Here is a 21,320-nt window from a genome sequence, read left to right on the forward strand (position 1 = left end):
GGCCTGTGGATGAGTTCGGTGGCTGTGGACAACGACCGCTCCCCCGCCGACGACCCGGGCCGCGTCGGACCCTGCCGCTACCCTCGATCGGGTGAGTTCGGAGAAGATGCTGGTCCGGATCGGCGGGCTGTTGCGGCAGGCGGAGTCCACCGACAACCCGCACGAGGCGCAGGCGTTCATGGAGGCCGCGCAGCGCCTCGCCACCGCGACCGCCGTCGACCTCGCGGTGGCCCGCGCGCACACCGCGTCGCGGGAGCGGCGGGCGACGCCGACGCAGCGGGCGATCTCGATCGGCGAACCGGGCCGCAAGGGCCTGCGCACCTATGTCCAGTTGTTCGTTGCGGTCGCGGCCGCGAACGACGTGCAGTGCGACGTCGCGCACAACTCGACGCAGGTGTTCGCGTACGGGTTCGACTCCGACATCGACACCTGCCAGGCGCTGTACTCGTCGCTGCTGCTGCAGATGGTGCGGGCCTCGGACGCCTACATCCGGTCCGGCGCCCACCGACCCGTCGCCGGGGTGACCGCACGATTGAACTTCCAGCTGGCCTTCGCGGCGCGGATCGGGCACCGCCTCGCCGAGACGAAGCGCGCGGTCGAGGCCGACGTGACCGGCACCGCAGACGACGAGCGGGCCGGGACGGCACTCGTGTTGCGGGACAAGCAGATCGAGCTCCGAGACTTCTATTCGCGGACGTCGAAGGCGCGCGGCGCGTGGCGGGGCGCCCAGGCGGGCATGGCCCGCTCCGACCGGGCCCGCCGGGCCGGGGACCGCGCCGGGCGGGACGCACGACTCGGCAGCGAGACCGAGCTGCCCGCGCCGCGGAAACGGCTCGCGTGAGCGTCCGCGACGCCCAGCGCTCCCGCGTGTACGACGCGGAGTCGGTGGTGCGCAGGATCTTCGACCGCGCGGACGCCGGGACCGGTCGCGGACTCGAACTGTACGGCTCGCACCTCACGTTGCCGGTCGAGCGGAAGTTCGCGTCCGTCGAGTCGGTGCAGGACTACGCCGACCGGGTCCTCGCCCTGAACTGGGTGCGCGCGCGATGGCCTCGGTCCGCGGAGCCGGTGACGGTCCGGGCCCGGTCCGGCGCGACCGCAGCGCACTACGAGGCCGACACCGCAACCCTCGCCGTCCCCGTCGTTGGCCGCGAATCCCGCTGGGCACTGCGCGAACTGGTCGTGCTGCACGAGCTGGCACACCACCTCGAGCCTGCGGACGCGGACGCGGCCCCGCACGGCCCGGAGTTCGTGGACCGCTACCTGGTGCTCGTCGAGGAGATCCTCGGCGGCGAGGCCGCGTTCGTGCTGCGCACCACCCTCCTGGAGAACGGGGTGGCGCTGCGCTGACCGGTCAGGACCCGAACGGGCCGTTGTCGGGCAGCCGCAGATCCGACTTCTCGAGCTCCTCGATGTTGACGTCCTTGTAGGTGATGACGCGCACGTGCTTGACGAACCGGGCAGGCCGGTACATGTCCCACACCCAGGCGTCGGCCATCCGCACCTCGAAGTAGATCTCCCCGTCCGCGTTGTGCGGCACCAGTTCGACGGAATTCGCGAGGTAGAAGCGGCGCTCGGTCTCGACGACGTAGGCGAACTGGCCGACGATGTCCTTGTACTCACGGTAGAGGGAGAGCTCCATCTCCGTTTCGTACTTCTCGAGATCTTCGGCACTCATCGGGTTCGTCGTCCTCCTGCTGTTCGCTGGTCCGGGCATACCGGCGTCCGGTCCTGACGTCCCATCATCCCGCACCGACCGCGGCGCTGTACATCGCACCCGCCTCGATGCGGACCGCGGCCCGCACGTTCGCGTACGACATCCGGTGCTCCCGGCTCGGCCCCAGCTCCGACAGCGCGGCCATGTGCACCGCCGTGCTGTAGCCCTTGTGCCCGGCGAAGCCGTATCCGGGCAGTTCCGCGTCCAGCGCGACCATCGTCGCGTCGCGGGACACCTTCGCAAGGACACTGGCCGCCGCGATGCACGCCGCGGACGCGTCGCCGCCAATGACGGGCAGCGACGGCGCGGACAGCCCGGGCACCCGGAAGCCGTCCGTCAGAACGTAACCCGGTGGGGACGCCAGCCCGGCCACGGCCCGACGCATCCCCTCGATGTTCGCGACGTGCACACCCAACGCGTCGACCTCGGCGGCCGGGATCTCGACGATGCACCACGCCCGCGCGAGCCGCTGGATCACCGGGAACAGTTCCTCACGCACCTTCTCGGTGAGCCGCTTCGAGTCGTCGAGCCGCTCCAGCGCGCCGTGCGGCTTCGGGCCGAGCACGCAGGCCGCAACCACCAGCGGTCCGGCGCAGGCGCCGCGTCCCGCCTCGTCGACGCCCGCGACCGGGCCGAGTCCCGTCCGGATCAACGCGGACTCCATCGTCCGCAGTCCGGATGCCCTGCGGATGATGGTGCGCGGTGGCCAGCTGGTCACGTGTTCGGTGTCAGTTCGTCTGGGGGTTCGGGGAGGAGATCGTGCCCCACCGCGACGGCGGAAGTACGATCGCGACGGCCTTGCCGATCACGTTGTCGATCGGCACGGTTCCGTTGTACTCGTCCCCGACGTGGTAACGCGAATCCGCCGAGTTGCTGCGGTTGTCGCCCATCACCCACAGGTTGCCCTCCGGCACCGTGAACGGGCCGAAGCAGCGTCCCGACTTGATCGGGGTGTCGCAGGTCTGGGTGCCGGGGACGAACGGGAAGTCGGTGACGACGTACGGTTCGTCGAGCGGCTTGCCGTCGACAAGGACGCGGCCCTGCTCGTCGCAGCATTCGACGGTCTGCCCGCCGGTCGCGATGACCCGTTTGACGAGATCGTTCTCGTCCGGCGGCACCAGGCCGACGATCGAGCCGAACTCCTGGAGGCCGCGGACGACGACGTTCGAGGAGCGGGTGGACTCCCATTGCCCGTTCCAGGAGTCGGGGCCCTTGAACACCACCACGTCCCCCGGGTCCGGGTCGCCGAACCGGTAGCTGATCTTCTCCACCAGGATCCGGTCGCCGGTGCAGCCCGGGCAGCCGTGCAGCGTCGGTTCCATCGACTCGGACGGGATCAGGTACACGCGGGCGATGAAGGTCTGCAGCACGAAGCTGAGCAGCAACGCAACGACGATGAGGATGGGGAGTTCCCGCCAGAACGAGCGGGACTTCTTCTCGGGCCGCGCCGACGCTGTGTCGGGGCCCTCGGCACCGGTGCCCGATGCCGACGATTCCTGGGGGGTATCTACCACTGGAACAGGTTAGCCCGGCCCAGAAATTCTGGGCCGGGCCAACACGATTGTGAGCTACAGCTCAGTGCACAAGTGAGCAGAAGCTCAGCGCTTTTCCTTGATCTTCGCGGCCTTGCCACGCAGGTCGCGGAGGTAGTACAGCTTGGCGCGACGCACGTCACCGCGGGTGAGGACGTCGATCGAGGCGATGTTGGGGCTGTGCACCGGGAAGGTGCGCTCGACGCCGACGCCGAAGGACACCTTGCGGACGGTGAAGGTCTCGCGGATGCCGCCGCCCTGACGCCGGATCACGACGCCCTTGAAGACCTGCACGCGCTCCTTCGAGCCCTCGATGACCTTGACGTGCACGTTCAAGGTGTCGCCGGGACGGAACTCCGGGATGTCGGTGCGGAGCGACTGGGCGTCCAGGAAGTCCAGTGTGTTCATTGATCCATCCTTGCGTTTCTTCGCATGAGCAGAGGACCCGAGCGGCGCCGGTTTCCCGGCGCTCGGCTGGTTCATACTCCGATTCAGTGGGTGCGCCTGTGCAGGCAACCCGTCAATTGTGCCAGACGGGCTGGTCGGAGGCGAAATCAGGCACCGTCCGCCGCCCCGACGCGGGCCGGGGCCGGAGCGGGCCGGACGGTCCGCTCAAGCTCCGCCTCGGTGGCGCTCACCGCGTGTTCGAGGCTCGGTTTGCCCGCGATCAGGTCCTGCACATAGATCTTCGCGCGGATCAACGGCCGCCGGTACCGCTTCTCCCGCTGCACCGCCCGCGCCATCCTCTTCGGCCTGTCCTGGTACCGCCACCGCGCCCACGGTGCCCCCGGCCTGCTCAACCGGATCGCCCCCACCAGCAGCATCGGCGAGATGAACATGCCGAACAGCGCCGTCCAGATCTTCCCCTTCGCGATCACCACACCCGCGATCGCGAGGCTGAGCAGCGACGACACCACCAGCGCCAGCCGCACCACCAGGTCCGGGTTGTCGCGGAAGTCGGCGGGGTTCACGATCGAGTCCGGTCGCGCCCCGAGCAGCAACAACCCGGTGACGGCCACCGCGGCGAACACCGCGTCGACCGACGCCCGGCCCTGCTCCGACCAGTACACGTCCTTGAGGTAGAAGATCAACGCGAACTCGTCGAGCACCAGCGCCATCCCGATCCCGAACCCGGCAGCGAGCAGCGCACCCGACGTCCGCGTCCCGTCCTCGTAGGTGGCGATCAGGGCGACACCGCAGACCACCATCGTCACCACCCCGAACACCACGTGGTGCACGTGCTGCCCGCCCGGGGTCACATTGCCCGGCCACCACCGGACCTGCGCCCGGATCATTCGCACACTGATCCGGATGAAGACGAAGCCGAGGATGAAGCCGAGCAGGAAGCACAGCAGCGGCAGCCTGCCGGTGGCGACGATCTGGTGGTCGAGCCAGTGCCTCATGGGGTTGGTCCCGAACTCCTGACAATGCAGCGGAACCCGACGTGGCAGGTCGAGGTCTCCTCGGTCTCCCCCTGCCGGGCCGCGGGCCGGTAGCGCAGGCAGTAGTTCGGTGCGCACAGGTGCGAGCCGCCCTTGATGACCCGACGCGGGTACACCTCGCCGTCCCGCAGCACCGCCGCCTCCACCCGCGGGTTCCGGGGGATGCAGCAGGCGTCGGCCGGGGCGGTGTTGCGCCCGGACGCGCCGTGGTCGGCGGTGTGGAAGTCGGTGGTCCACTCCCAGACGTTGCCCGCCATGTCGACGAGCCCGAACCCGTTGGGGCGGAACGCACCGATCGGGGAGGTGCCGACGAACCCGTCCTCGGCGAGGTTCTGCCACGGGAACTGCCCCTGCCAGGTGTTGGCCTGATGCCTGCCCCCCGGCGCGAACTCGTCGCCCCACACGTACGTCGCCCGGTCGAGTCCGCCGCGGGCGGCGAACTCCCATTCCGCCTCGCTGGGCAGTTCCTTGCCCGCCCAGTCCGCGTAGGCCAGGGCGTCGGCGTAGGCGATGTGGGTGACCGGATGACGTTCGCGCCCACCGACATTGCTGTCCGGGCCCTCGGGGTGCCGCCAGTCCGCACCGGGAACCCACGACCACCACTGGCGATAGTCGTCCAGCGACACCGGCCCCGGCGGCGGCGTGAACACCAGTGAGCCGGGCACCAGATCCGCCGGGTCCGCGCCCGGGTAGTCGGCCGGATCGGGCGCCGACTCGGCGACGGTGACGTGCCCGGTGTCCTTCACGAATCGGCGGAACTCGGCGACCGTCACCGGGTGCGTGTCCATCCAGAACCCGTCGACCTGCACCTGATGCACCGGCCGTTCCTCCGGGTAGAAGTCCTCCGACCCCATCCAGAATGTGCCGCCAGGCACCCAGGACATGTTCTTCGTCGGGGCGGTGGGGCGGGCGACCAACGTCAACGGCTCGGGCTGCATGCCCCGAGCATCTCACCCCGACCGGACCCGACGCACTCATCCGTCGCGGGTGGTTCGCGCGGGCCCGGACTCTGCGAGCATCCCCGGCATGGGACACGCAATCGGAGGCATACTTCCACTCGCGCTTGGCATCGCGATCAGCCCGATCCCGATCATTGCCGCGATCCTCATGCTGCTGACCCCGAAGGCGGGCAGCACCGCCACCAGCTTCACGGCGGGCTGGGTGCTCGGCATCGCGGGCGGCTACGCGGTCCTCGTGGTGATCGCAAGCGTCGTCGGGCTCAGCACGGATTCGAACGGCAACGCGGTCACGGCGACGATCAAGATCGTGCTGGGTGTGCTGCTGCTTCTGCTCGCAGGCAAGCAGTGGCGCGGCCGCCCGAAGCCGGGCGAGGCGCCCGCGATGCCCGGGTGGCTCGCCGCCATCGACAAGGTCACCCCCGGCAAGGCGTTCGGCCTTGGTCTGGTGCTATCGGTGGTGAACCCGAAGAACCTGCTGATGATCGTCGGCGCCGCGGTGGCGGTCGCGCAGCTGGGCGTCAGCGGTGCGGCGCTCACGGTCGCCGGCATCGTGTTCACCGTGATTGCGGCCAGCACCGTCGCGCTCCCGGTGATCGCCTACTTCGCGGCGCGGGACCGGGTCACCGGCTGGTTGAACGAGCTGACGGCGTGGCTGACCGCCAACAACGCCGCGGTGATGGCGACCCTGCTGCTGGTTATCGGGGTCGTGATGATCGGCAAGGGCATCGGCGGGTTCTGACCCGCCACTCCGCCCGAGTGAACGTACCGTTCAGTCGATCTAATCGACTGAACGCTTCCGTTCACTCGGGCGGGGGGGTGGGCGAAATGAACTACTTCCCGAAGCCGGCCTTGCGGAGGGCGTCGGCCATCGAGCCGGTGGCGGGACGCTCGGCACGACCCCCGGACTGACGCTGCTGGCCGCCGCCGTTGCCGCGGCCGTTCTGCCGCTGGCCGCCGCCACCGGAGCCCTGACCACCCTGCCGCTGACCGCCCTGCCGGGGGCCGGACTGCTTCGGTGCGCCGGGCTCATCGTCGAGCCGCAGGCTCAGGCCGATCCGCTGCCGCGGCACGTCGACCTCCATCACCTTCACCTTGACGACGTCCCCGGACCGGACCACCTCGCGCGGATCCTTGACGAAGGTGTGCGACATCGCCGACACGTGCACGAGGCCGTCCTGGTGTACCCCGACGTCGACGAACGCGCCGAACGCGGCGACGTTGGTGACGACCCCCTCGAGGACCATGCCGGGCGTGAGGTCGGCGACCTTCTCGACCCCGGCCGCGAACGTGGCGGTCTTGAACTCCGGGCGCGGGTCGCGGCCCGGCTTCTCCAGCTCGGCGATGATGTCGGTGACGGTGGGGACACCGAACCGCTCGTCGGCGAACTGCTGCGGGCGCAGCGACCGCAGCATCGACGCGTTGCCGATGATCTCCTTGACCGTCGCCCCCTGCGCGTCGACGATCCGCCGCACCACCGGGTACGCCTCGGGGTGCACGGCCGACGAGTCGAGCGGGTCGTCGCCGTCGGCGATCTTGAGGAAGCCCGCGCACTGCTCGAACGCCTTCGGCCCGAGGCGGGCCACGTCCTTGAGCGCGGCACGGGTCCGGAACGGGCCGTTGGCATCCCGGTGCGCGACGATCGACTCGGCGAGCGACGCGGCGATGCCCGACACCCGCGACAGCAGCGGCACCGACGCGGTGTTGACGTCGACACCGACCGCATTCACCGCGTCCTCGACGACCGCGTCGAGGGACCGCGCGAGCAGCGTCTCCGACACGTCGTGCTGGTACTGACCGACGCCGATGGACTTCGGGTCGATCTTCACCAGCTCGGCGAGCGGGTCCTGCAGCCGGCGGGCGATGGACACCGCACCGCGGATCGACACATCGAGGTCGGGCAGTTCCTGGGAACCGTACGCGGACGCCGAGTACACCGACGCGCCCGCCTCCGAGACCATCACCTTGGTCAGCTTCGCCGCCGGGAACTTCGCGATCAGATCGGTGGCGAGCGCATCGGTTTCCCGGGAGGCGGTGCCGTTGCCGATCGCGATCAGGTCGACGCGATGCTTGGCGGCCAGCCCGGCGAGGGTGGCCAGCGACTGGTCCCACTTGTTCGCCGGCTGGTGCGGGTAGATGGTGGCGTGGTCGAGCACCTTGCCGGTGGCGTCGACGACCGCGACCTTGGTGCCGGTGCGGAATCCCGGGTCGAGACCCATCGTGGTGCGGGTGCCCGCGGGCGCGGCGAGCAGCAGGTCCTTGAGGTTGGTGGCGAACACGTCGACCGCGTCCTGCTCGGCCGACTGCCGCAGCCGCATCCGGGTGTCGATGCCGAGGCTGACGGCCAGCTTCGTCTTCCAGGCCCAGCGGACGGTGTCGAGCAGCCACCGGTCGGCGGGACGCCCCCGGTCCGCGACCCCGAATCGGGCGGCGATGCGGCCCTCGTAGACGGTCGGCTCCCCCGGCGCCTGCGGCTCGGTGTCCGCGTCGAGGCCGAGCGAGAGCACCTCTTCCTTCTCGCCGCGCAGCAACGCGAGGATCCGGTGGGACGGCAGCTTCTCGAACGGCTCGGAGAACTCGAAGTAGTCGGCGAACTTCGCGCCATCGGACTCCTTGCCCTTCCGGACCGTGGAGGTCACCTGGCCGCGGCGCCACATCGTCTCACGCAGCTCACCGACCAGGTCCGCGTCCTCGGCGAACTGCTCGACGAGGATCGCGCGGGCGCCCTCGAGCTGCTCGGCGGTGTACTGGGCGGGGTCGACGGAGGGGTCGGCGAGGAGGGTGTCGGCGACCGGCTGATGCCCGGCCTCCCTAGCGATCTGCGCCTTGGTGCGCCGCTTCGGCTTGTACGGCAGGTAGATGTCCTCGAGCCGGGCCTTGGTGTCGGCGAGGATCAGCTGGTCCTCGAGTTCGTCGGTCAGCTTGTCCTGGGCGCGGATCGACTCGATGATCGCGACCCGGCGCTCGTCGAGCTCGCGCAGGTAGCGCAGCCGCTCCTCGAGCTGCCGCAACTGCACGTCGTCGAGGCCGCCGGTGACCTCCTTGCGGTATCGGGCGATGAACGGGACCGTCGCGCCGCCGTCGAGGAGGTCGACGGCCGCACGGACCTGCTCCTCCCGAACGTCGAGTTCCTCGGCGATGCGTTGGTTCACAGATTTCAGGGCTGAGGTCACGGCGATCGACCCTACCGTGACCCACCGACAGTTCGGCCGGGCGCGGGGCTACGCGTCGTCGGTGCCGGGGAGGAGGTCGGGCCGCCGCTCCGCGGTCCGCGTCAGCGACTGTTCGCGCCGCCACTGGGCGACCTTCGCGTGGTTGCCGGACAGCAGCACCTCGGGCACGTCGAGGCCCCGCCAGCTCACCGGCCGGGTGTAGCTGGGACCTTCGAGGAGCCCGTCGGAGAACGAATCCTCTTCGTGCGACTGCTGATTGCCGAGCACCCCCGGCATCAGCCGGACGACGGCCTCGGCCATCACCAGCACGGCGGCCTCCCCGCCGATGAGCACGTAGTCCCCGATGCTGACCTCTTCGACCCGCGCCCGGCGGGCGGCGTCGTCGAAGACGCGTTGGTCGATCCCCTCGTAGCGGCCGCAGGCGAAGACGAGGTGCTTCTCGGTGGACCAGCGCTGCGCGGTGGCCTGGGTGAACGGCACCCCGGCGGGGGTGGGGACCACGAGCAGCGCGTCGTCGGGGCAGACAGCGTCCAGGGCATCGCCCCAGATAGTGGGCTTCATGACCATGCCGGGCCCGCCGCCGTACGGGGAGTCGTCGACGGCCTTGTGCACGTCGTGCGTCCAGTCCCGCAGGTTGTGCACGCCGACCGAGACGAGGCCCTTCTCGATGGCCTTGCCCAGCAACGCGGTTCGCAGCGGCTCGAGGTACTCGGGGAAGATCGTGATGACGTCGAGGCGCACGGCTACTCCGGGTCCAGTAGTCCTTCGGGTGGGTCGATCTCCACGTAGCCGCCCGCGACGGAGACGGTCGGGACGATCGCGGTGACGAACGGGATCAGGATCTCACCTGTGTCACTGCCGACCGGACGCACCGACAGCAGTTCCCCGGCCGCGGAGTGCAGCACCTCGACGACCGTTCCGACGACGGAGCCGTCACCGAGCCGCACCTCGAGGCCCTCGAGTTCGTGGTCGTAGAACGAGTCCGGGTCGTCGGACGGCGGCAGGTCCGCGGTGTCGACCACGAACAGCGTGCCGCGCATCGCGTCGGCCGCGGTGCGGTCGTCGACGCCGCGCACACGCAGCAGAAGCCGCCCGGAGTGTTCCCGGGCGGCTTCCACCGTGTAATCGGTGAGCTTCCGATCGCGGGGCTTGCGGCCGCGCAGGACCGCACCGACGGCGAAGCGCAGCTCCGGCTCGTCGGTGCGGATCTCGACGGCGAGTTCGCCCCTGATGCCGTGCGACTTGGCGACACGGCCGATGACGAGTTCCACCGAATTACTGATCGGTGTCGATCACGTCGACGCGAAGTCCCTTGCCACCGATGCCGGTGACGAGGGTCCGCAGTGCGGTGGCGGTGCGGCCGCCACGGCCAATGACCTTGCCGAGGTCGTCGGGGTTGACGTGTACCTCGACAGTGCGCCCGCGACGCCCGGTGATCATCTCGACCCGGACATCGTCGGGATTGGCGACGATGCCGCGAACGAGATGTTCGACGGCGTCGGCGACAACGGCACTCATTACTCGCCGGCCTCAGCGGACTCGGCGGGGGCCTCGGCCTCGGCGGCCTCGTCCTTCTTGGCGGCCTTCTTCTTCGGGGTGATGGCCTCGGCGACCGGCTCGTTCTCGGCGGCGGCGAGCGCGGCCTGGAACAGCTCCAGCTTGGAGGGCTTGGCCTCCTTGGTCTTGAGGGTGCCCTCGGTGCCCGGCAGGCCCTTGAACTTCTGCCAGTCGCCGGTGATCTTGAGCAGGTTCTCGACCGGCTCGGTGGGCTGGGCGCCGACGCCGAGCCAGTACTGCGCGCGCTCCGAGTCGATCTCGATCAGCGACGGCTCTTCCTTGGGGTGGTACTTGCCGATGGTCTCGATCGCACGGCCGTTGCGGCGGGTGCGAGAGTCCGCGACGATGATGCGGTACTGCGGGTTGCGGATCTTGCCGAGCCGCGTGAGCTTGATCTTGACAGCCACGATGGAACCTTTCGAATGGTCACGGCGCAATTCAGCGATGCGCAAGGCATGCGCACCCGGTTTTGCGTTGATGGGGTGTTGTGACCGCCGCGCGGTGCGTAACCGGAGACGGGCGAACAGCGGTCCATTCTGCCAGACGCGCACACCACCCGACGAATCGCCCGCCCCGCGACCGCCCCCGGGACGGCCCGCGGCGACGCGCCCGCACCCGGATAGCCGCCCGACCCGCCCACCGTCTGCCTACACTCCGGTCGACCGCGGGCCACGCGGCCCGGTTCGACGACTCGAAAGGGGCACGACGTTGTCGCCCTCGCCGCCGCGTCCACCCGCGCCGAGCGCAGCTCCCGCGCAGGCACCGTTCCCGAGTTTCACGGACGGGCCCCCGGTACCCGAGCGACGCCGCGGCATCGCCCTCGCCGCGGTGGTCCTGCTGCTCGGGGTCGCCGCCCTCTTCGTCGGCCTCGGCCCCTACCTCGACGCGCACACCTCGGGTGGCGTCGTGACCGTCAGCGCGATCGCGCTCCCGCAGGGCCTGCTGGTGGTGGCGGCAGTGCTGTTCGCTGGCCTGGTGGCGGGCCTGTCGACGCTCCCCCGGCTCGCCACCGTCCGCGGCGCCACCCCGGTGCTGCACGCGATCGCGACCGCGTCCGCGGCGGCGGGCACCCTGCTCGCGCTCTTCGTGCTGATCGTCATCGGCAACGTCGCGACGCCGGCGGACCTGCTCGGCGCCGCCGCCGACGGCACCGAGCCGGTGGTCATCGGGCTCGGCTGGGGTGGGATCACGATCCTCGTGCTCGCCGCGCTGCAGGCCGTGGTCGCGTTCGCCGCGCTCGCATACGACGTCGGGCTCGCGCAGGCGCGGCGCGCCCCGACCACGCCGCACGAACCATTCCTTCCACCCGAACCAGCCACCACGCCGACGGCCGCCGCCGCACCGACGAAGGACACCCCCGCATGACCGACAGCACCCCCACGCCCGCGGCGCCCCCCGAACCGCCCCGCCCGCCGCTGTCCGGGCGGGGCTGGGCGGTCGTGCTCACGTCGATCGCGGCGGTCCTCGCGGTGCTCGCCGGCGGCGGCTACCTGATCAACCGGGCCCTCACCGACGACACCGGTGCCGTCGCGGGCAGCGCGGCACCCGCGGACGACACCGACACCGCGGACGGCGGGGACCTTGCGGGCGGGGACTTCGGGGGCGGGGCCTTCGAAGTCCCTGCCGGGGACGTCAGTGCCGACACCGTCGCCGTCACCCCGACCGCCGTGCTCCCGACCTGCACGCCGCTGCCCCCGGCGGTGGACTCGACGGGCCGCACGCACGCCTACGAGGCACCGAACGCGATCGACGGTGATGTCACGACCGCGTGGCGCTGCATGGGCACCGCGGGCCAGACCCTCGCCGTCAGCTTCCCGTGCTCGGTCCAGTTGGCGTCCATCGGCGTCGACCCCGGCCACGACAAGACCGACCCCGACGGATCCGACCGGTTCGCGCAGAACCGGAAGGTCACCGAGGTGAAGTGGACATTCGACGACGGCAGCACCACCGTGCAGCGGCTCGAGCCGCGGCGCGGCGTCCAGACGATGCCGGTCGACACCACCGCGCGCACCGCGACGTTGACGGTCGTCGCGACCGTCGACGGTCAGCCGGTCTCCAGCCGGGACGGGGTGCAGTCCGCCCCGTTCAACGATGTCACCTCGATCAGCGAGATCCGGTTCACCGCCCGCGCTGGCGACGCCGGCGACGGCTGCACCCGGTAGTACGCGCCGATGAACCGGCCCCGCTACGCGAACCGACCGCGCCAATGAACCGGCCCCGCTACGCGAACCGGCCGCGCCGATGAACCGGCCCCGCTACGCGAACCGGCCGCGCCGCGTGACGACCTGCCCGCGCAGCACCACCAGGTCCGGCCGCGCCAGCACATCCGGCCCGATCCGCGGGTCCCGGTCGTAGACGACGAGGTCCGCTGGGGCGCCGTCATCGAGGCCCGGATGCCCGAGCCAGGTGCGGGCATCCCAGCAGGCGGCGCCGAGCGCCCCGGTCGGCCCGAGGCCTGCCGCAGCCAACTCGGCGACCTCGTCGGCGATCCGGCCGTGCCTGATCGATCCGCCCGCGTCGGTGCCCGCGTAGATCGCGACACCTGCGGCGTGCGCGGCGGCCACCGTCTCGTAGCGCCGGGCGTGCAGGTCACGCATGTGCGCGGCATACACCGGGAACCGGGATGCCGAGTCCGCGATCTCCGGGAAGGTCGCGATGTTCACCAGCGTCGGCACCAGCGCGGTGCCGTGCTCGACCATCATCTCGATGGTCTCGTCGGTCAGGCCGGTGCCGTGCTCGATGCAGTCGATGCCCGCGCCGATCAGCCCCGGCAGCGCGTCCTCGCCGAACACGTGGGCGGTGACCCGGGCGCCCGCCCGGTGCGCGGCAGCGATGGCCTCCTTCAGGACCGCGTCGCTCCACAGCGGGCGCAGGTCCCCGACCTCGCGGTCGATCCAGTCGCCGACCAGCTTGACCCAGCCGTCGCCGCGCAGCGCCTGCTCGGTCACCGCCGCAGGCAGCTGCGACTCGTCGTCCAGGTCGATCGGTAGGCCGCGGATGTACCGCTTGGGGCGCGCGATGTGCCTGCCCGCGCGGATGATCCGCGGCAGGTCCGGGCGCGCGTCGACGAGGCGGGTGTCCACCGGGGACCCGGCGTCACGGAGCAGCAGCACCCCGCGGTCGCGTTCGGTCTCCGCCTGCGCGAGCAGCCCGGCCTCGTCCTCGTGGCCGCCGCCGTAGCGGATGCCGACATGGCAGTGCGCGTCGACGAGGCCGGGCAGCACCCATCCGGTCTCGGTCAGGGTCCGCGCGGCCGGGACCGGGTCGGCGGAGATCAGCCCGTCGTCACCGATCCACAGTTCGATGGGCTGTTCGTCGGGCAGGCCGCGGCCCGCGATGCGCAGCGACACGGCCTAGTTCTTCGGCAGCTTGAGCTGGGACAGGTCCAGGCCCTCGAGACCCGGCGGCAGCTCGTCGAGCCCCTTCGGCATCTTCGACAGGTCCATCCCGGCGGGCAGTCCGGGGAAGCCGCCGGGCATCCCGGGGAAGCCGCCCTTCATCTTCGGCGGGGTCGGACCCTTGCCGCCCTTCTTGCCCTTCTTGCCCTTCTTCGAGCGCTGCGAGCCGCGGGCACCGGGCATGCCCATCCGGCCCGCCATCGCCGTCATCATCTTGCGGGCCTCGAAGAACCGGTCGACCAATTGGTTGACGTCGGAGACCTTCACACCGGACCCGTTCGCGATCCGCAGCCGGCGGGAGGCGTTGATGATCTTCGGGTTGGCCCGCTCGGCCGGGGTCATGCCGCGGATGATCGCCTGGATCCGGTCGAGCTGCTTGTCGTCGACCTGGGCGAGGGCGTCCTTCATCTGGCCAGCGCCGGGCAGCATCCCGAGCAGGTTGCCGATCGGGCCCATCTTCCGGACCGCCATCATCTGCTCGAGGAAGTCCTCGAGGGTCAGCTCGCCCGACCCGATCTTCTGCGCGGCGACCTCGGCCTGCTTGGCGTCGAAGACCTGCTCGGCCTGCTCGATCAGGGTGAGCACGTCACCCATGCCGAGGATCCGGCTCGACATCCGGTCCGGGTGGAAGACGTCGAAGTCCTCGAGCTTCTCGCCGGTGGACGCGAACATGATCGGTTTGCCGGTGATCTCCCGGACGCTCAGCGCGGCGCCGCCGCGGGCATCGCCGTCGAGCTTGGTCAGCACGACACCGGTGAAGCCGACACCCGACTGGAACGCCTCGGCGGTGTGCACCGCGTCCTGGCCGGTCATCGCGTCGAGGACGAACAGCACCTCGTCGGGCTGGACGGCGTCGCGGATCCCCGCGGCCTGCGCCATCAGTTCCTCGTCGATGCCGAGGCGGCCAGCGGTGTCGACGATCACCACGTCGTGATGCTTCGCGCGGGCCTCCTCGATGCCGCGGCGGGCAACATCGACGGGGTCGGCGGCGGACTGGCCGAGCTGGTTCTCGCCGCCGCCGATCGACGTGCCGGGGTGCGGCGCGAACACCGCGGCACCGGCCCGCTCGCCGACGATCTGCAGCTGACCCACCGCGCCGGGGCGCTGCAGGTCGCAGGCCACCAGCAGCGGGGTGTGGCCCTGCCCGGTCAGCCACGTGGCGAGCTTGCCCGCGAGGGTGGTCTTACCGGAACCCTGCAGGCCGGCGAGCATGATGACCGTCGGCGGGGTCTTCGCGAACTGCAGCCGCCGGGTCTCGCCGCCGAGGATCCCGACGAGCTCCTCGTTGACGATCTTGACGACCTGCTGCGCCGGGTTCAGCGCGCCGGAGACCTCGGCACCCTTCGCGCGTTCCTTGATCTTCGCGATGAAGGACCGGACGACCGGCAACGCGACGTCGGCCTCGAGCAGGGCGAGCCTGATCTCCCTGCACGTGGCGTCGATGTCGGCGCCGGACAACCGGCCCTTGCCGCGCAGGTCCTTGAGGGCACCGGTCAACCTGTCGGAAAGGGATTCGAACACCGAGCGAGCTCCTGGCTGTGAGACGGGGTGGTCTGGACCGGCACGGGGCCCGTCCGCGGACACGTGCACACCAGCCTAGCCGCTCGGGGCGGCACCCCCCTCCTCCCCGCCCCTCGGCGGCGCCGGGGCGGGCACCACCGACAGGATCGCCGCCGCCAGGTCCGCGCGGGTGACCCGCGGATCGCCGTCGCCGAGGTGAAGGCAGAACGCGTCGACCACGGAGGTGCCGAGGGTGGTGACCTTCGCCCACCGGACGTCCGCACCGTGCTGCTCGAGCACCGCGGCGAGCCGGCACAGCATGCCGAGCCGGTCCTCGGTGCGCAGTTCGAGGATCACCTGCCCCGGGACGTCGGAGTCGAACCAGATGATCCGCGGCGGCGCCTGCGCGTACTGCACCGGCACTCCCGCCGCGCCCAGGTCGAGCACCTGCTCCTGCTGTGCGGCCCGCTCCTTCTCGGCGAGGGTGGTGACCAGGTCCAGTTCGCCTGCCGTCGCCCGGATCAGCTCCTGCCGCAGCAGCCCGGCCTGCGGGGGTGCACCGAAGCGGGGCGCGACGGTGAACGAGTTCACCACCGCATCGCCGTGACTGCCGACCGCCGCCGACAGCACCCGCAGCGAGTGCAGGGCCAGCACCCCGGCCGCGTCGGACAGCAGGCCGGGCACGTCCGGCGCGATCACCGTCACCGTGTAGGTGTGGGGCCCCTCGGCCGGCGTCAGCATCACGTGCACACCCCCGCCCTCGGCGAGGGCGGCGTGTTCCGGGTCGATCGGGTCGGGTTCCGGCAGCGGCTCGCCCGCCATCACCAGCCTGCAGCGACGCACCAACTCCCCGATGAGCGTCGCCTTCCACTCGCCCCACACCCCGGGCCCGGTCGCGAGCGAATCGGCTTCGGCGAGCGCGTAGAGCAACTCGAGCAGCACCGGGTCGTGTCCGAGCGCGTCGGCCACCATCCGCACGGTCGCGGGATCGTCCAGGTCTCGGCGGGTTGCGGTGTCCGGGAGCAGCAGGTGGTGCCGGACCATCGCACTGAGCACGGTGACATCCGACGGCCACAGGCCGAGCCGCCTGCCGATCTGGGTGGCCAGGTCGGCCCCGACGACGCTGTGGTCGCCGCCGCGCCCCTTCCCGATGTCGTGCAGCAACGCACCGAGGAGCAGCAGATCCGGGCGGGTGACCCGAGTGGTGAACGCACTCGCCTGGACCGCCGTCTCCACGAGGTGCCGGTCCACCGTCCAGGTGTGCACGGCGTCGCGGGGCGGCAGGTCGCGAACCGAGCCCCATTCGGGCAGCAGCCGCCCCCACAGCCCGGTGCGGTCGAGCGCCTCGATCACCGCTGCCGTCCGCGGCCCCGACCCCACCAACACCAGCAGATCCGCGAGCGCCTCCGTCGGCCACGGCTCCCGCAGCTCCGGCGCGCTGTCGGAGAGCCTGCCGAGGGTGGACGCCGAGATCGGCATGCCGGTCCGGGCTGCGGCCGCGGCGACCCGCATGATCAGCCCGGGGTCCCGCGACGGTGTCGCGTCCCGCGCCAGCACCACCTCCCCGGCATGCTCGACGACCCCCTCGTCGAGTGGCCGCCGCACCGGCACCCGACGGAGTCGGGCCAGGCCGCGCCGCGGCAACCCGTTGCCCGCCGTCCGCAGCCCCACGTCCACCGAGTAGCCGATGGTGCGGGCCGAGTCGCTCAACGTCCTGGCCAGGTCAAAGCGGTCACCGATCCGCAGCGCGGCCCCGATCTCGTCGGCGTCCTGTGCGCGGACCTGGTCCCTGGCGCGGCCGGCTACCCGGTGCAGTTCGGTGCGGACATCGAGCAGCCGCAGATGCGCGGAGGCCAGCCCCCCGCCCGGCGCATCCGGCCCGAGTCCCGTTGCCGCGTCGGTCAACTGGGCGATCGCCAGCGCGTCAAGCAGCTGGACGTCGCGCAGTCCGCCGCGGCCGTTCTTGACGTCGGGTTCGGCGCGATGCGCGATCTCCCCGCTGCGGGACCACCGCGCGCGGGTCATCTCCACGAGTTCATCGAAGCGGGACCGGATCCCGGCCCGCCACTGCCGCCGCACCCCCCCGATCAGCAGGTTAGTCAGCTCCGCATCCCCGGCGATGTGCCGCGCCTCGAGCAGGCCCATTGCCGCGGTCAGGTCGGTGGCCGCAACCTGCAACGCCTGCGGCACCGTCCGCACACTGTGGTCGAGCTTGATGTGCGCGTCCCACAACGGGTACCAGAGCCGGTCCGCGACATCGGCGACCACGCCGGGGTCCATGTCGTCGTGCAGCAGCACCAGGTCGAGGTCCGAGTGCGGAAGGAGCTCCCGGCGGCCGAGGCCGCCGACGGCGACGATCGCGAAGCCGCTGTCCGCGGTGATCCCGAGTTCGGCGCCCTTGGTGGTCAACCAGAACTCGTGCAGCTCCACCATCGCCGACCGCAACGCGGGGGCGTCGAGCCTGCGGGCGCGGGAACCACGGTCCAGCAACTGCTTCCGTGCCCGGACCAGGTCGTCGGCGGCGACGATGTGGTCGTGGCCGGGTGTCGGGGTGCCCGCGAACGCGGGTGGCCCCGACCCCGCCGCTGCTGCGACGGGATCGGGGCCACCGGATGCGGACCCTGTCGGGTCAGATGGCATCCGCGCCCCGCTCGCCGGTCCGGACCCGGATGACGGACTCGACCGGGCTCACCCACACCTTGCCGTCACCGATCTTGCCGGTGCGGGCGGCCTCGACGATCACCTCGACGACCTTGTCGACCACGCTGTCGTCGACGACGACCTCGACACGGACCTTCGGGACGAAGTCGACCGAGTACTCGGCACCCCGGTACACCTCGGTGTGCCCCTTCTGCCTGCCGTACCCCTGGACCTCGCTGACGGTCATGCCCAGCACGCCTGCCTGCTCCAGCCCGGTCTTGACGTCCTCGAGCGTGAACGGCTTGACGATTGCGGTGATGAGCTTCATTGAATTCATGCCTCCCTGACGGACGTGCGCACCGGTGCCGAGATTGCCGAGCCAACCGAACCCCCACCGCCGAGTGCGGCGAAGTCGTAGGCGTTCTCGGCGTGCTCAGTATCGTCCAGACCGCGGGCCTCGGCCTCGTCACTCGCCCGCAGACCGATCGTGAACTTCACGATGAGCGCGACGACGGTGGTGGCGACGAGCGAGTACAGCAGCACCGCGCCCGCACCGACCGCCTGGCGCCACAGCTGGTCGAGGCCCCCACCATAGAACAGGCCGTCCACCGCGGCGGGTGCGTCCGCCGTCGCGACGAAGCCGACCAGCAGGGTGCCGACGATGCCGCCGACCAGGTGGACACCGACGACGTCGAGGGAGTCGTCGAAGCCGAAGCGGTACTTGAGGCCGACCGCGAGGGCGCACAGGGCGCCTGCGACGACACCGATGACGAGGGCACCGACCACGTCCACCGACGAGCAGGCCGGAGTGATCGCGACCAGGCCAGCGACGATGCCGGAGGCGCCGCCGAGGGTGGTGGCGTGCCCGTCCCGCAGCCGCTCGACGAGCAGCCAGGCGAGCATCGCGGCGGCGGTGGCGACGAGGGTGGTGACGAACGCGGCGCCTGCGATCCCGTTGGAGCCGACCGCGGACCCGGCGTTGAAGCCGAACCAGCCGAACCACAGCAGCGCGGCGCCGAGCATCACGAACGGCAGGTTATGCGGGCGGAACGGGGTGGCGGGCCAGCCGCGACGCTTGCCGAGCATCAGGGCGAGGACCAGGCCAGCGACACCGGCGTTGATGTGCACCGCGGTACCACCGGCGAAGTCGATCGCCTTGACCGAGTTCGCGATCCAGCCGCCGGTCTCGGCGGTGACGCCGTCGAAGGAGAAGACCCAGTGCGCGACCGGGAAGTAGACGACGGTGGCCCACAGCCCGGCGAACAGCAGCCACGGCCCGAACCGCATGCGGTCGGCGACAGCACCGGAGATCAGCGCGACGGTGAGAATCGCGAACATCGCCTGGAAGGCGACGAACACCGTCGCCGGGATGGTGCCGACGAGCGGGATCGCGGCGGCGGCCCCGGTCTCCGCGTCCGCCAGGTAGGAGCCACCGAACAGACCCTTGAGCCCGAAGAACTGGAACGGGTCGCCGATCAGCCCGCCCTTGTCCTCGCCGAAAGCCATCGAATAGCCGTACAGCGCCCACAGGACACCGACGACGCCCATCGCGCCGACACTCATCATGATCATGTTCAGAACGCTCTTCGCGCGGACCATGCCGCCGTAGAAGAACGCCAGACCGGGCGTCATCAGCAACACCAGCGCGGCGCTCATCAGCATCCACGCGGTATCACCGGCGTCCGGTGCTCCGATAGTCGGGAATTCCACCTTGTGCCTCCTCCTTCGTCAGGTCGCCCGCTGCTCGCGGCTTTCGACTTGAGGAGAAGAGTGCTCATCGGGTGTTTCGGCTGTGACGCCCTCGCGTTTCGCGCACGTGAACGCATCGCGGATGTGTGTTGCTACTAGGTTTCGCGGCCCTGACAGGCCGAGTTGTTGCCCCGTGCGACCCGCCGGGGCTTCCCCTCGGCCTGCTGCCGCGGTTCAGCCGAGGAGCGCGTCCACGAACGCCTCCGGCTCGAACGGCGCCAAATCGTCGGCGCCCTCACCGAGCCCGACCAGCTTCACCGGCACACCCAGCTCGTGCTGCACCTGGAACACGATGCCGCCCTTCGCGGTGCCGTCGAGCTTGGTGAGCACGACGCCGGTGATGTCGACGACCTCCGCGAACACCCGGGCCTGGACGAGCCCGTTCTGCCCGACGGTCGAGTCGAGCACCAGCAGCACCTCGTCGACCACGGCCCGCTTCTCGACGACCCGCTTGACCTTGCCGAGCTCGTCCATCAGGCCGGTCTTGGTGTGCAGGCGGCCCGCGGTGTCGACGATGACGACGTCCACACCGGTCTCGATGCCCTTGGTGACGGAGTCGAACGCGATCGCGGCGGGGTCCCCGCCCTCGGGTCCGCGGACAACCTCGGCACCGACCCGCTCGGCCCACGTCTGCAGCTGGTCCGCTGCCGCGGCGCGGAAGGTGTCGGCGGCGCCGAGCAGCACCCGGCGGCCGTCCGCGACGAGCACCCGCGCGAGCTTGCCGGTGCTGGTGGTCTTGCCGGTGCCGTTGACGCCGACCACGAGCAGGACGCCGGGGGTCGCATCGTGCGGCAACGCCCGGATCGAGCGGTCCATCTCCGGGTGCAGCGCCTCGATCAGCACCTTGCGGAGCAGCGCGCGGGCCTGCGCCTCGGTCTTGACGTTGCCGGACGCGATCTCCGCCCGCAACTTCCCGACGACCTCCTCGGTCACGGCGCTGCCGAGGTCGGCGATGATCAGGGTGTCCTCGATCTCCTCCCAGGAGTCCTCGTCCAGGTCGCCGCCGCCGAGCAGGCCGAGCAGCGACTTGCCGACCGCGTTCTGGGATCGGGAGAGACGGCCGCGGAGCCGGTCGAGCCTGCCCTCGGTCGGCGCGATCTCCTCGATGACGGGCGCAGCGGGCGCCTCCGGTTCCGGGGCGGGCGCCGCGGCCGGCTCCTCGACGACGGGCTCCTCAACGACCGGCTCGGCGACGACCGGCTCGGCGACCGGCGCTTCGTCGGCGGGGGCCGCGGACTGCTCTTCAACCGCAGGCGTCTCGACGACCGGCTCGGCGGCCGTGGGCTCCTCCACCACCGGCTCCTCGACGACCGGCTCCTCGACGACCGGCTCCTCGACGACCGGCTTCTCGACGACCTTCGGTTCCGCTGGCACCGGCTTCGGCGCGGGCGGGGCGGTGGCCGTGCTCCCCTCACTGAAGTTGAAGCCGCCCGCCGACGTGTACCCGCCCGACCGGTCGGTGGCCTCGCCGAGCGCCTCGGGCCGCTCGGTCTTCGGGGTCAGGCTGACCTGCCGTCGCCGGTACAGCACCCCACCGACGACGAGGGCAACGATGAGGACGGCCAGTACGGCCGCGATGGCGATCCAAGCTCCGGTAGTCACCGACCCATACTCTCAGGCCGCGCGGCCTGCGGCGCACATGGTGCGCCTGCCGAC

22 protein-coding genes are annotated in these 21,320 nt (G+C 71.0%); 5 read left to right on the top strand and 17 right to left on the bottom strand.

Going from position 1 to position 21,320, the window contains the following annotated elements:
• Positions 1–91: 91 nt before the first annotated feature.
• On the top strand, positions 92–841 hold the full coding sequence (locus tag ACFWPA_RS07865) for a DUF2786 domain-containing protein (protein ID WP_378569946.1): 750 nt from the start codon (positions 92–94) through the stop codon (positions 839–841).
• Complete coding sequence (locus ACFWPA_RS07870; RefSeq protein ID WP_378506631.1) at positions 838–1,350, top strand: TIGR04338 family metallohydrolase; 513 nt, start codon at positions 838–840, stop codon at positions 1,348–1,350. The genes ACFWPA_RS07865 and ACFWPA_RS07870 overlap by 4 nt, the downstream gene beginning before the upstream one ends.
• A 4-nt stretch (positions 1,351–1,354) precedes the next feature.
• On the opposite strand, the gene ACFWPA_RS07875 is transcribed toward ACFWPA_RS07870, so the two are convergent.
• The 6 genes from ACFWPA_RS07875 to ACFWPA_RS07900 all read right to left on the bottom strand — a co-directional run bounded on the left by ACFWPA_RS07875 (position 1,355) and on the right by ACFWPA_RS07900 (position 5,575).
• A complete protein-coding gene (locus tag ACFWPA_RS07875) occupies positions 1,355–1,678 on the bottom strand; it encodes a DUF2469 domain-containing protein (RefSeq protein ID WP_345343313.1) in 324 nt (107 codons plus the stop codon).
• 64 nt (positions 1,679–1,742) lie between these two features.
• Positions 1,743–2,435, bottom strand: coding sequence for a ribonuclease HII (locus ACFWPA_RS07880; RefSeq protein WP_378506630.1), 693 nt, complete (start codon positions 2,433–2,435; stop codon positions 1,743–1,745).
• 10 nt (positions 2,436–2,445) lie between these two features.
• Positions 2,446–3,231, bottom strand: coding sequence for a signal peptidase I (gene lepB, locus ACFWPA_RS07885; RefSeq protein WP_378506629.1), 786 nt, complete (start codon positions 3,229–3,231; stop codon positions 2,446–2,448).
• Between the two features lie 84 nt (positions 3,232–3,315).
• Complete coding sequence (rplS, locus tag ACFWPA_RS07890; RefSeq protein ID WP_378506628.1) at positions 3,316–3,657, bottom strand: 50S ribosomal protein L19; 342 nt, start codon at positions 3,655–3,657, stop codon at positions 3,316–3,318.
• A gap of 146 nt (positions 3,658–3,803) precedes the next feature.
• A complete protein-coding gene (locus tag ACFWPA_RS07895) occupies positions 3,804–4,652 on the bottom strand; it encodes a hypothetical protein (protein WP_378506627.1) in 849 nt (282 codons plus the stop codon).
• On the bottom strand, positions 4,649–5,575 hold the full coding sequence (locus ACFWPA_RS07900) for a formylglycine-generating enzyme family protein (protein WP_378506751.1): 927 nt from the start codon (positions 5,573–5,575) through the stop codon (positions 4,649–4,651). Before ACFWPA_RS07900 ends, ACFWPA_RS07895 begins: the two co-directional genes overlap by 4 nt.
• A 142-nt stretch (positions 5,576–5,717) precedes the next feature.
• On the opposite strand from ACFWPA_RS07900, the gene ACFWPA_RS07905 reads away from it, so the two are divergent.
• A complete protein-coding gene (locus ACFWPA_RS07905) occupies positions 5,718–6,389 on the top strand; it encodes a GAP family protein (protein ID WP_378569947.1) in 672 nt (223 codons plus the stop codon).
• 91 nt (positions 6,390–6,480) lie between these two features.
• Here ACFWPA_RS07905 and ACFWPA_RS07910 read toward each other — a convergent pair whose 3' ends face one another.
• The 5 genes from ACFWPA_RS07910 to rpsP are packed head-to-tail and all read right to left on the bottom strand — an operon-like array spanning position 6,481 to position 10,784.
• The gene (locus ACFWPA_RS07910) at positions 6,481–8,820 is read right to left on the bottom strand and encodes a Tex family protein (RefSeq protein WP_378506625.1); all 2,340 of its coding nucleotides are present in this window, start codon (positions 8,818–8,820) and stop codon (positions 6,481–6,483) included.
• A 48-nt stretch (positions 8,821–8,868) separates the two neighbouring features.
• A complete protein-coding gene (trmD, locus tag ACFWPA_RS07915; protein WP_378569948.1) occupies positions 8,869–9,561 on the bottom strand; it encodes a tRNA (guanosine(37)-N1)-methyltransferase TrmD in 693 nt (230 codons plus the stop codon).
• A 2-nt stretch (positions 9,562–9,563) separates the two neighbouring features.
• Entirely contained in the window at positions 9,564–10,091 is a 528-nt protein-coding gene (gene rimM, locus ACFWPA_RS07920) for a ribosome maturation factor RimM (RefSeq protein WP_378506623.1), read from the bottom strand.
• A 4-nt stretch (positions 10,092–10,095) separates the two neighbouring features.
• Positions 10,096–10,338 carry an RNA-binding protein gene (locus tag ACFWPA_RS07925; protein ID WP_378506622.1) on the bottom strand — a complete coding sequence of 81 codons (243 nt, stop codon included), beginning with the start codon at positions 10,336–10,338 and terminating at the stop codon, positions 10,096–10,098.
• Entirely contained in the window at positions 10,338–10,784 is a 447-nt protein-coding gene (rpsP, locus tag ACFWPA_RS07930; protein WP_378506621.1) for a 30S ribosomal protein S16, read from the bottom strand. Before rpsP ends, ACFWPA_RS07925 begins: the two co-directional genes overlap by 1 nt.
• A gap of 301 nt (positions 10,785–11,085) precedes the next feature.
• Between rpsP and ACFWPA_RS07935 the strand changes: the two genes are divergently transcribed.
• Positions 11,086–11,742 (top strand): DUF5336 domain-containing protein, encoded by a 657-nt coding sequence (locus ACFWPA_RS07935; RefSeq protein ID WP_378569949.1) that lies wholly within the window; start codon positions 11,086–11,088, stop codon positions 11,740–11,742.
• Entirely contained in the window at positions 11,739–12,539 is an 801-nt protein-coding gene (locus ACFWPA_RS07940) for an NADase-type glycan-binding domain-containing protein (RefSeq protein WP_378506619.1), read from the top strand. Before ACFWPA_RS07935 ends, ACFWPA_RS07940 begins: the two co-directional genes overlap by 4 nt.
• Positions 12,540–12,632: 93 nt before the next feature.
• Here ACFWPA_RS07940 and ACFWPA_RS07945 read toward each other — a convergent pair whose 3' ends face one another.
• The 6 genes from ACFWPA_RS07945 to ftsY form a co-directional block, all read right to left on the bottom strand.
• Positions 12,633–13,727 carry an amidohydrolase family protein gene (locus ACFWPA_RS07945; protein WP_378569950.1) on the bottom strand — a complete coding sequence of 365 codons (1,095 nt, stop codon included), beginning with the start codon at positions 13,725–13,727 and terminating at the stop codon, positions 12,633–12,635.
• Between the two features lie 3 nt (positions 13,728–13,730).
• On the bottom strand, positions 13,731–15,296 hold the full coding sequence (gene ffh, locus ACFWPA_RS07950; protein ID WP_378506617.1) for a signal recognition particle protein: 1,566 nt from the start codon (positions 15,294–15,296) through the stop codon (positions 13,731–13,733).
• Between the two features lie 75 nt (positions 15,297–15,371).
• The gene (locus ACFWPA_RS07955) at positions 15,372–17,915 is read right to left on the bottom strand and encodes a [protein-PII] uridylyltransferase (RefSeq protein WP_378506616.1); all 2,544 of its coding nucleotides are present in this window, start codon (positions 17,913–17,915) and stop codon (positions 15,372–15,374) included.
• Positions 17,905–18,243, bottom strand: a complete 339-nt coding sequence (locus ACFWPA_RS07960; RefSeq protein ID WP_378506615.1) for a P-II family nitrogen regulator — start codon at positions 18,241–18,243, stop codon at positions 17,905–17,907. Before ACFWPA_RS07960 ends, ACFWPA_RS07955 begins: the two co-directional genes overlap by 11 nt.
• Before the next feature lie 5 nt (positions 18,244–18,248).
• Positions 18,249–19,577 (bottom strand): ammonium transporter, encoded by a 1,329-nt coding sequence (locus ACFWPA_RS07965; RefSeq protein ID WP_378506750.1) that lies wholly within the window; start codon positions 19,575–19,577, stop codon positions 18,249–18,251.
• A 261-nt stretch (positions 19,578–19,838) separates the two neighbouring features.
• The gene (gene ftsY, locus ACFWPA_RS07970) at positions 19,839–21,266 is read right to left on the bottom strand and encodes a signal recognition particle-docking protein FtsY (RefSeq protein WP_378569951.1); all 1,428 of its coding nucleotides are present in this window, start codon (positions 21,264–21,266) and stop codon (positions 19,839–19,841) included.
• Between the last annotated feature and the right edge of the window lie 54 nt (positions 21,267–21,320).

It is taken from the genome of Rhodococcus sp. NPDC058505, assembly GCF_042720095.1.
In the GTDB taxonomy this organism is placed as follows: Bacteria; Actinomycetota; Actinomycetes; order Mycobacteriales; family Mycobacteriaceae; genus Rhodococcus_G.

Coding starts and splice junctions, on each gene's coding strand:
- ACFWPA_RS07900 (WP_378506751.1), bottom strand. CDS start 5,575: ATGTCCTGGGTGCCTGGCGGCACATTCTGGATGGGGTCGGAGGACTTC.
- ACFWPA_RS07895 (WP_378506627.1), bottom strand. CDS start 4,652: ATGAGGCACTGGCTCGACCACCAGATCGTCGCCACCGGCAGGCTGCCG.
- ACFWPA_RS07905 (WP_378569947.1), top strand. CDS start 5,718: ATGGGACACGCAATCGGAGGCATACTTCCACTCGCGCTTGGCATCGCG.
- ACFWPA_RS07955 (WP_378506616.1), bottom strand. CDS start 17,915: ATGCCATCTGACCCGACAGGGTCCGCATCCGGTGGCCCCGATCCCGTC.
- ACFWPA_RS07960 (WP_378506615.1), bottom strand. CDS start 18,243: ATGAAGCTCATCACCGCAATCGTCAAGCCGTTCACGCTCGAGGACGTC.
- ACFWPA_RS07940 (WP_378506619.1), top strand. CDS start 11,739: ATGACCGACAGCACCCCCACGCCCGCGGCGCCCCCCGAACCGCCCCGC.
- ACFWPA_RS07965 (WP_378506750.1), bottom strand. CDS start 19,577: ATGCTGATGAGCGCCGCGCTGGTGTTGCTGATGACGCCCGGTCTGGCG.
- ACFWPA_RS07875 (WP_345343313.1), bottom strand. CDS start 1,678: ATGAGTGCCGAAGATCTCGAGAAGTACGAAACGGAGATGGAGCTCTCC.
- rplS (WP_378506628.1), bottom strand. CDS start 3,657: ATGAACACACTGGACTTCCTGGACGCCCAGTCGCTCCGCACCGACATC.
- ACFWPA_RS07925 (WP_378506622.1), bottom strand. CDS start 10,338: ATGAGTGCCGTTGTCGCCGACGCCGTCGAACATCTCGTTCGCGGCATC.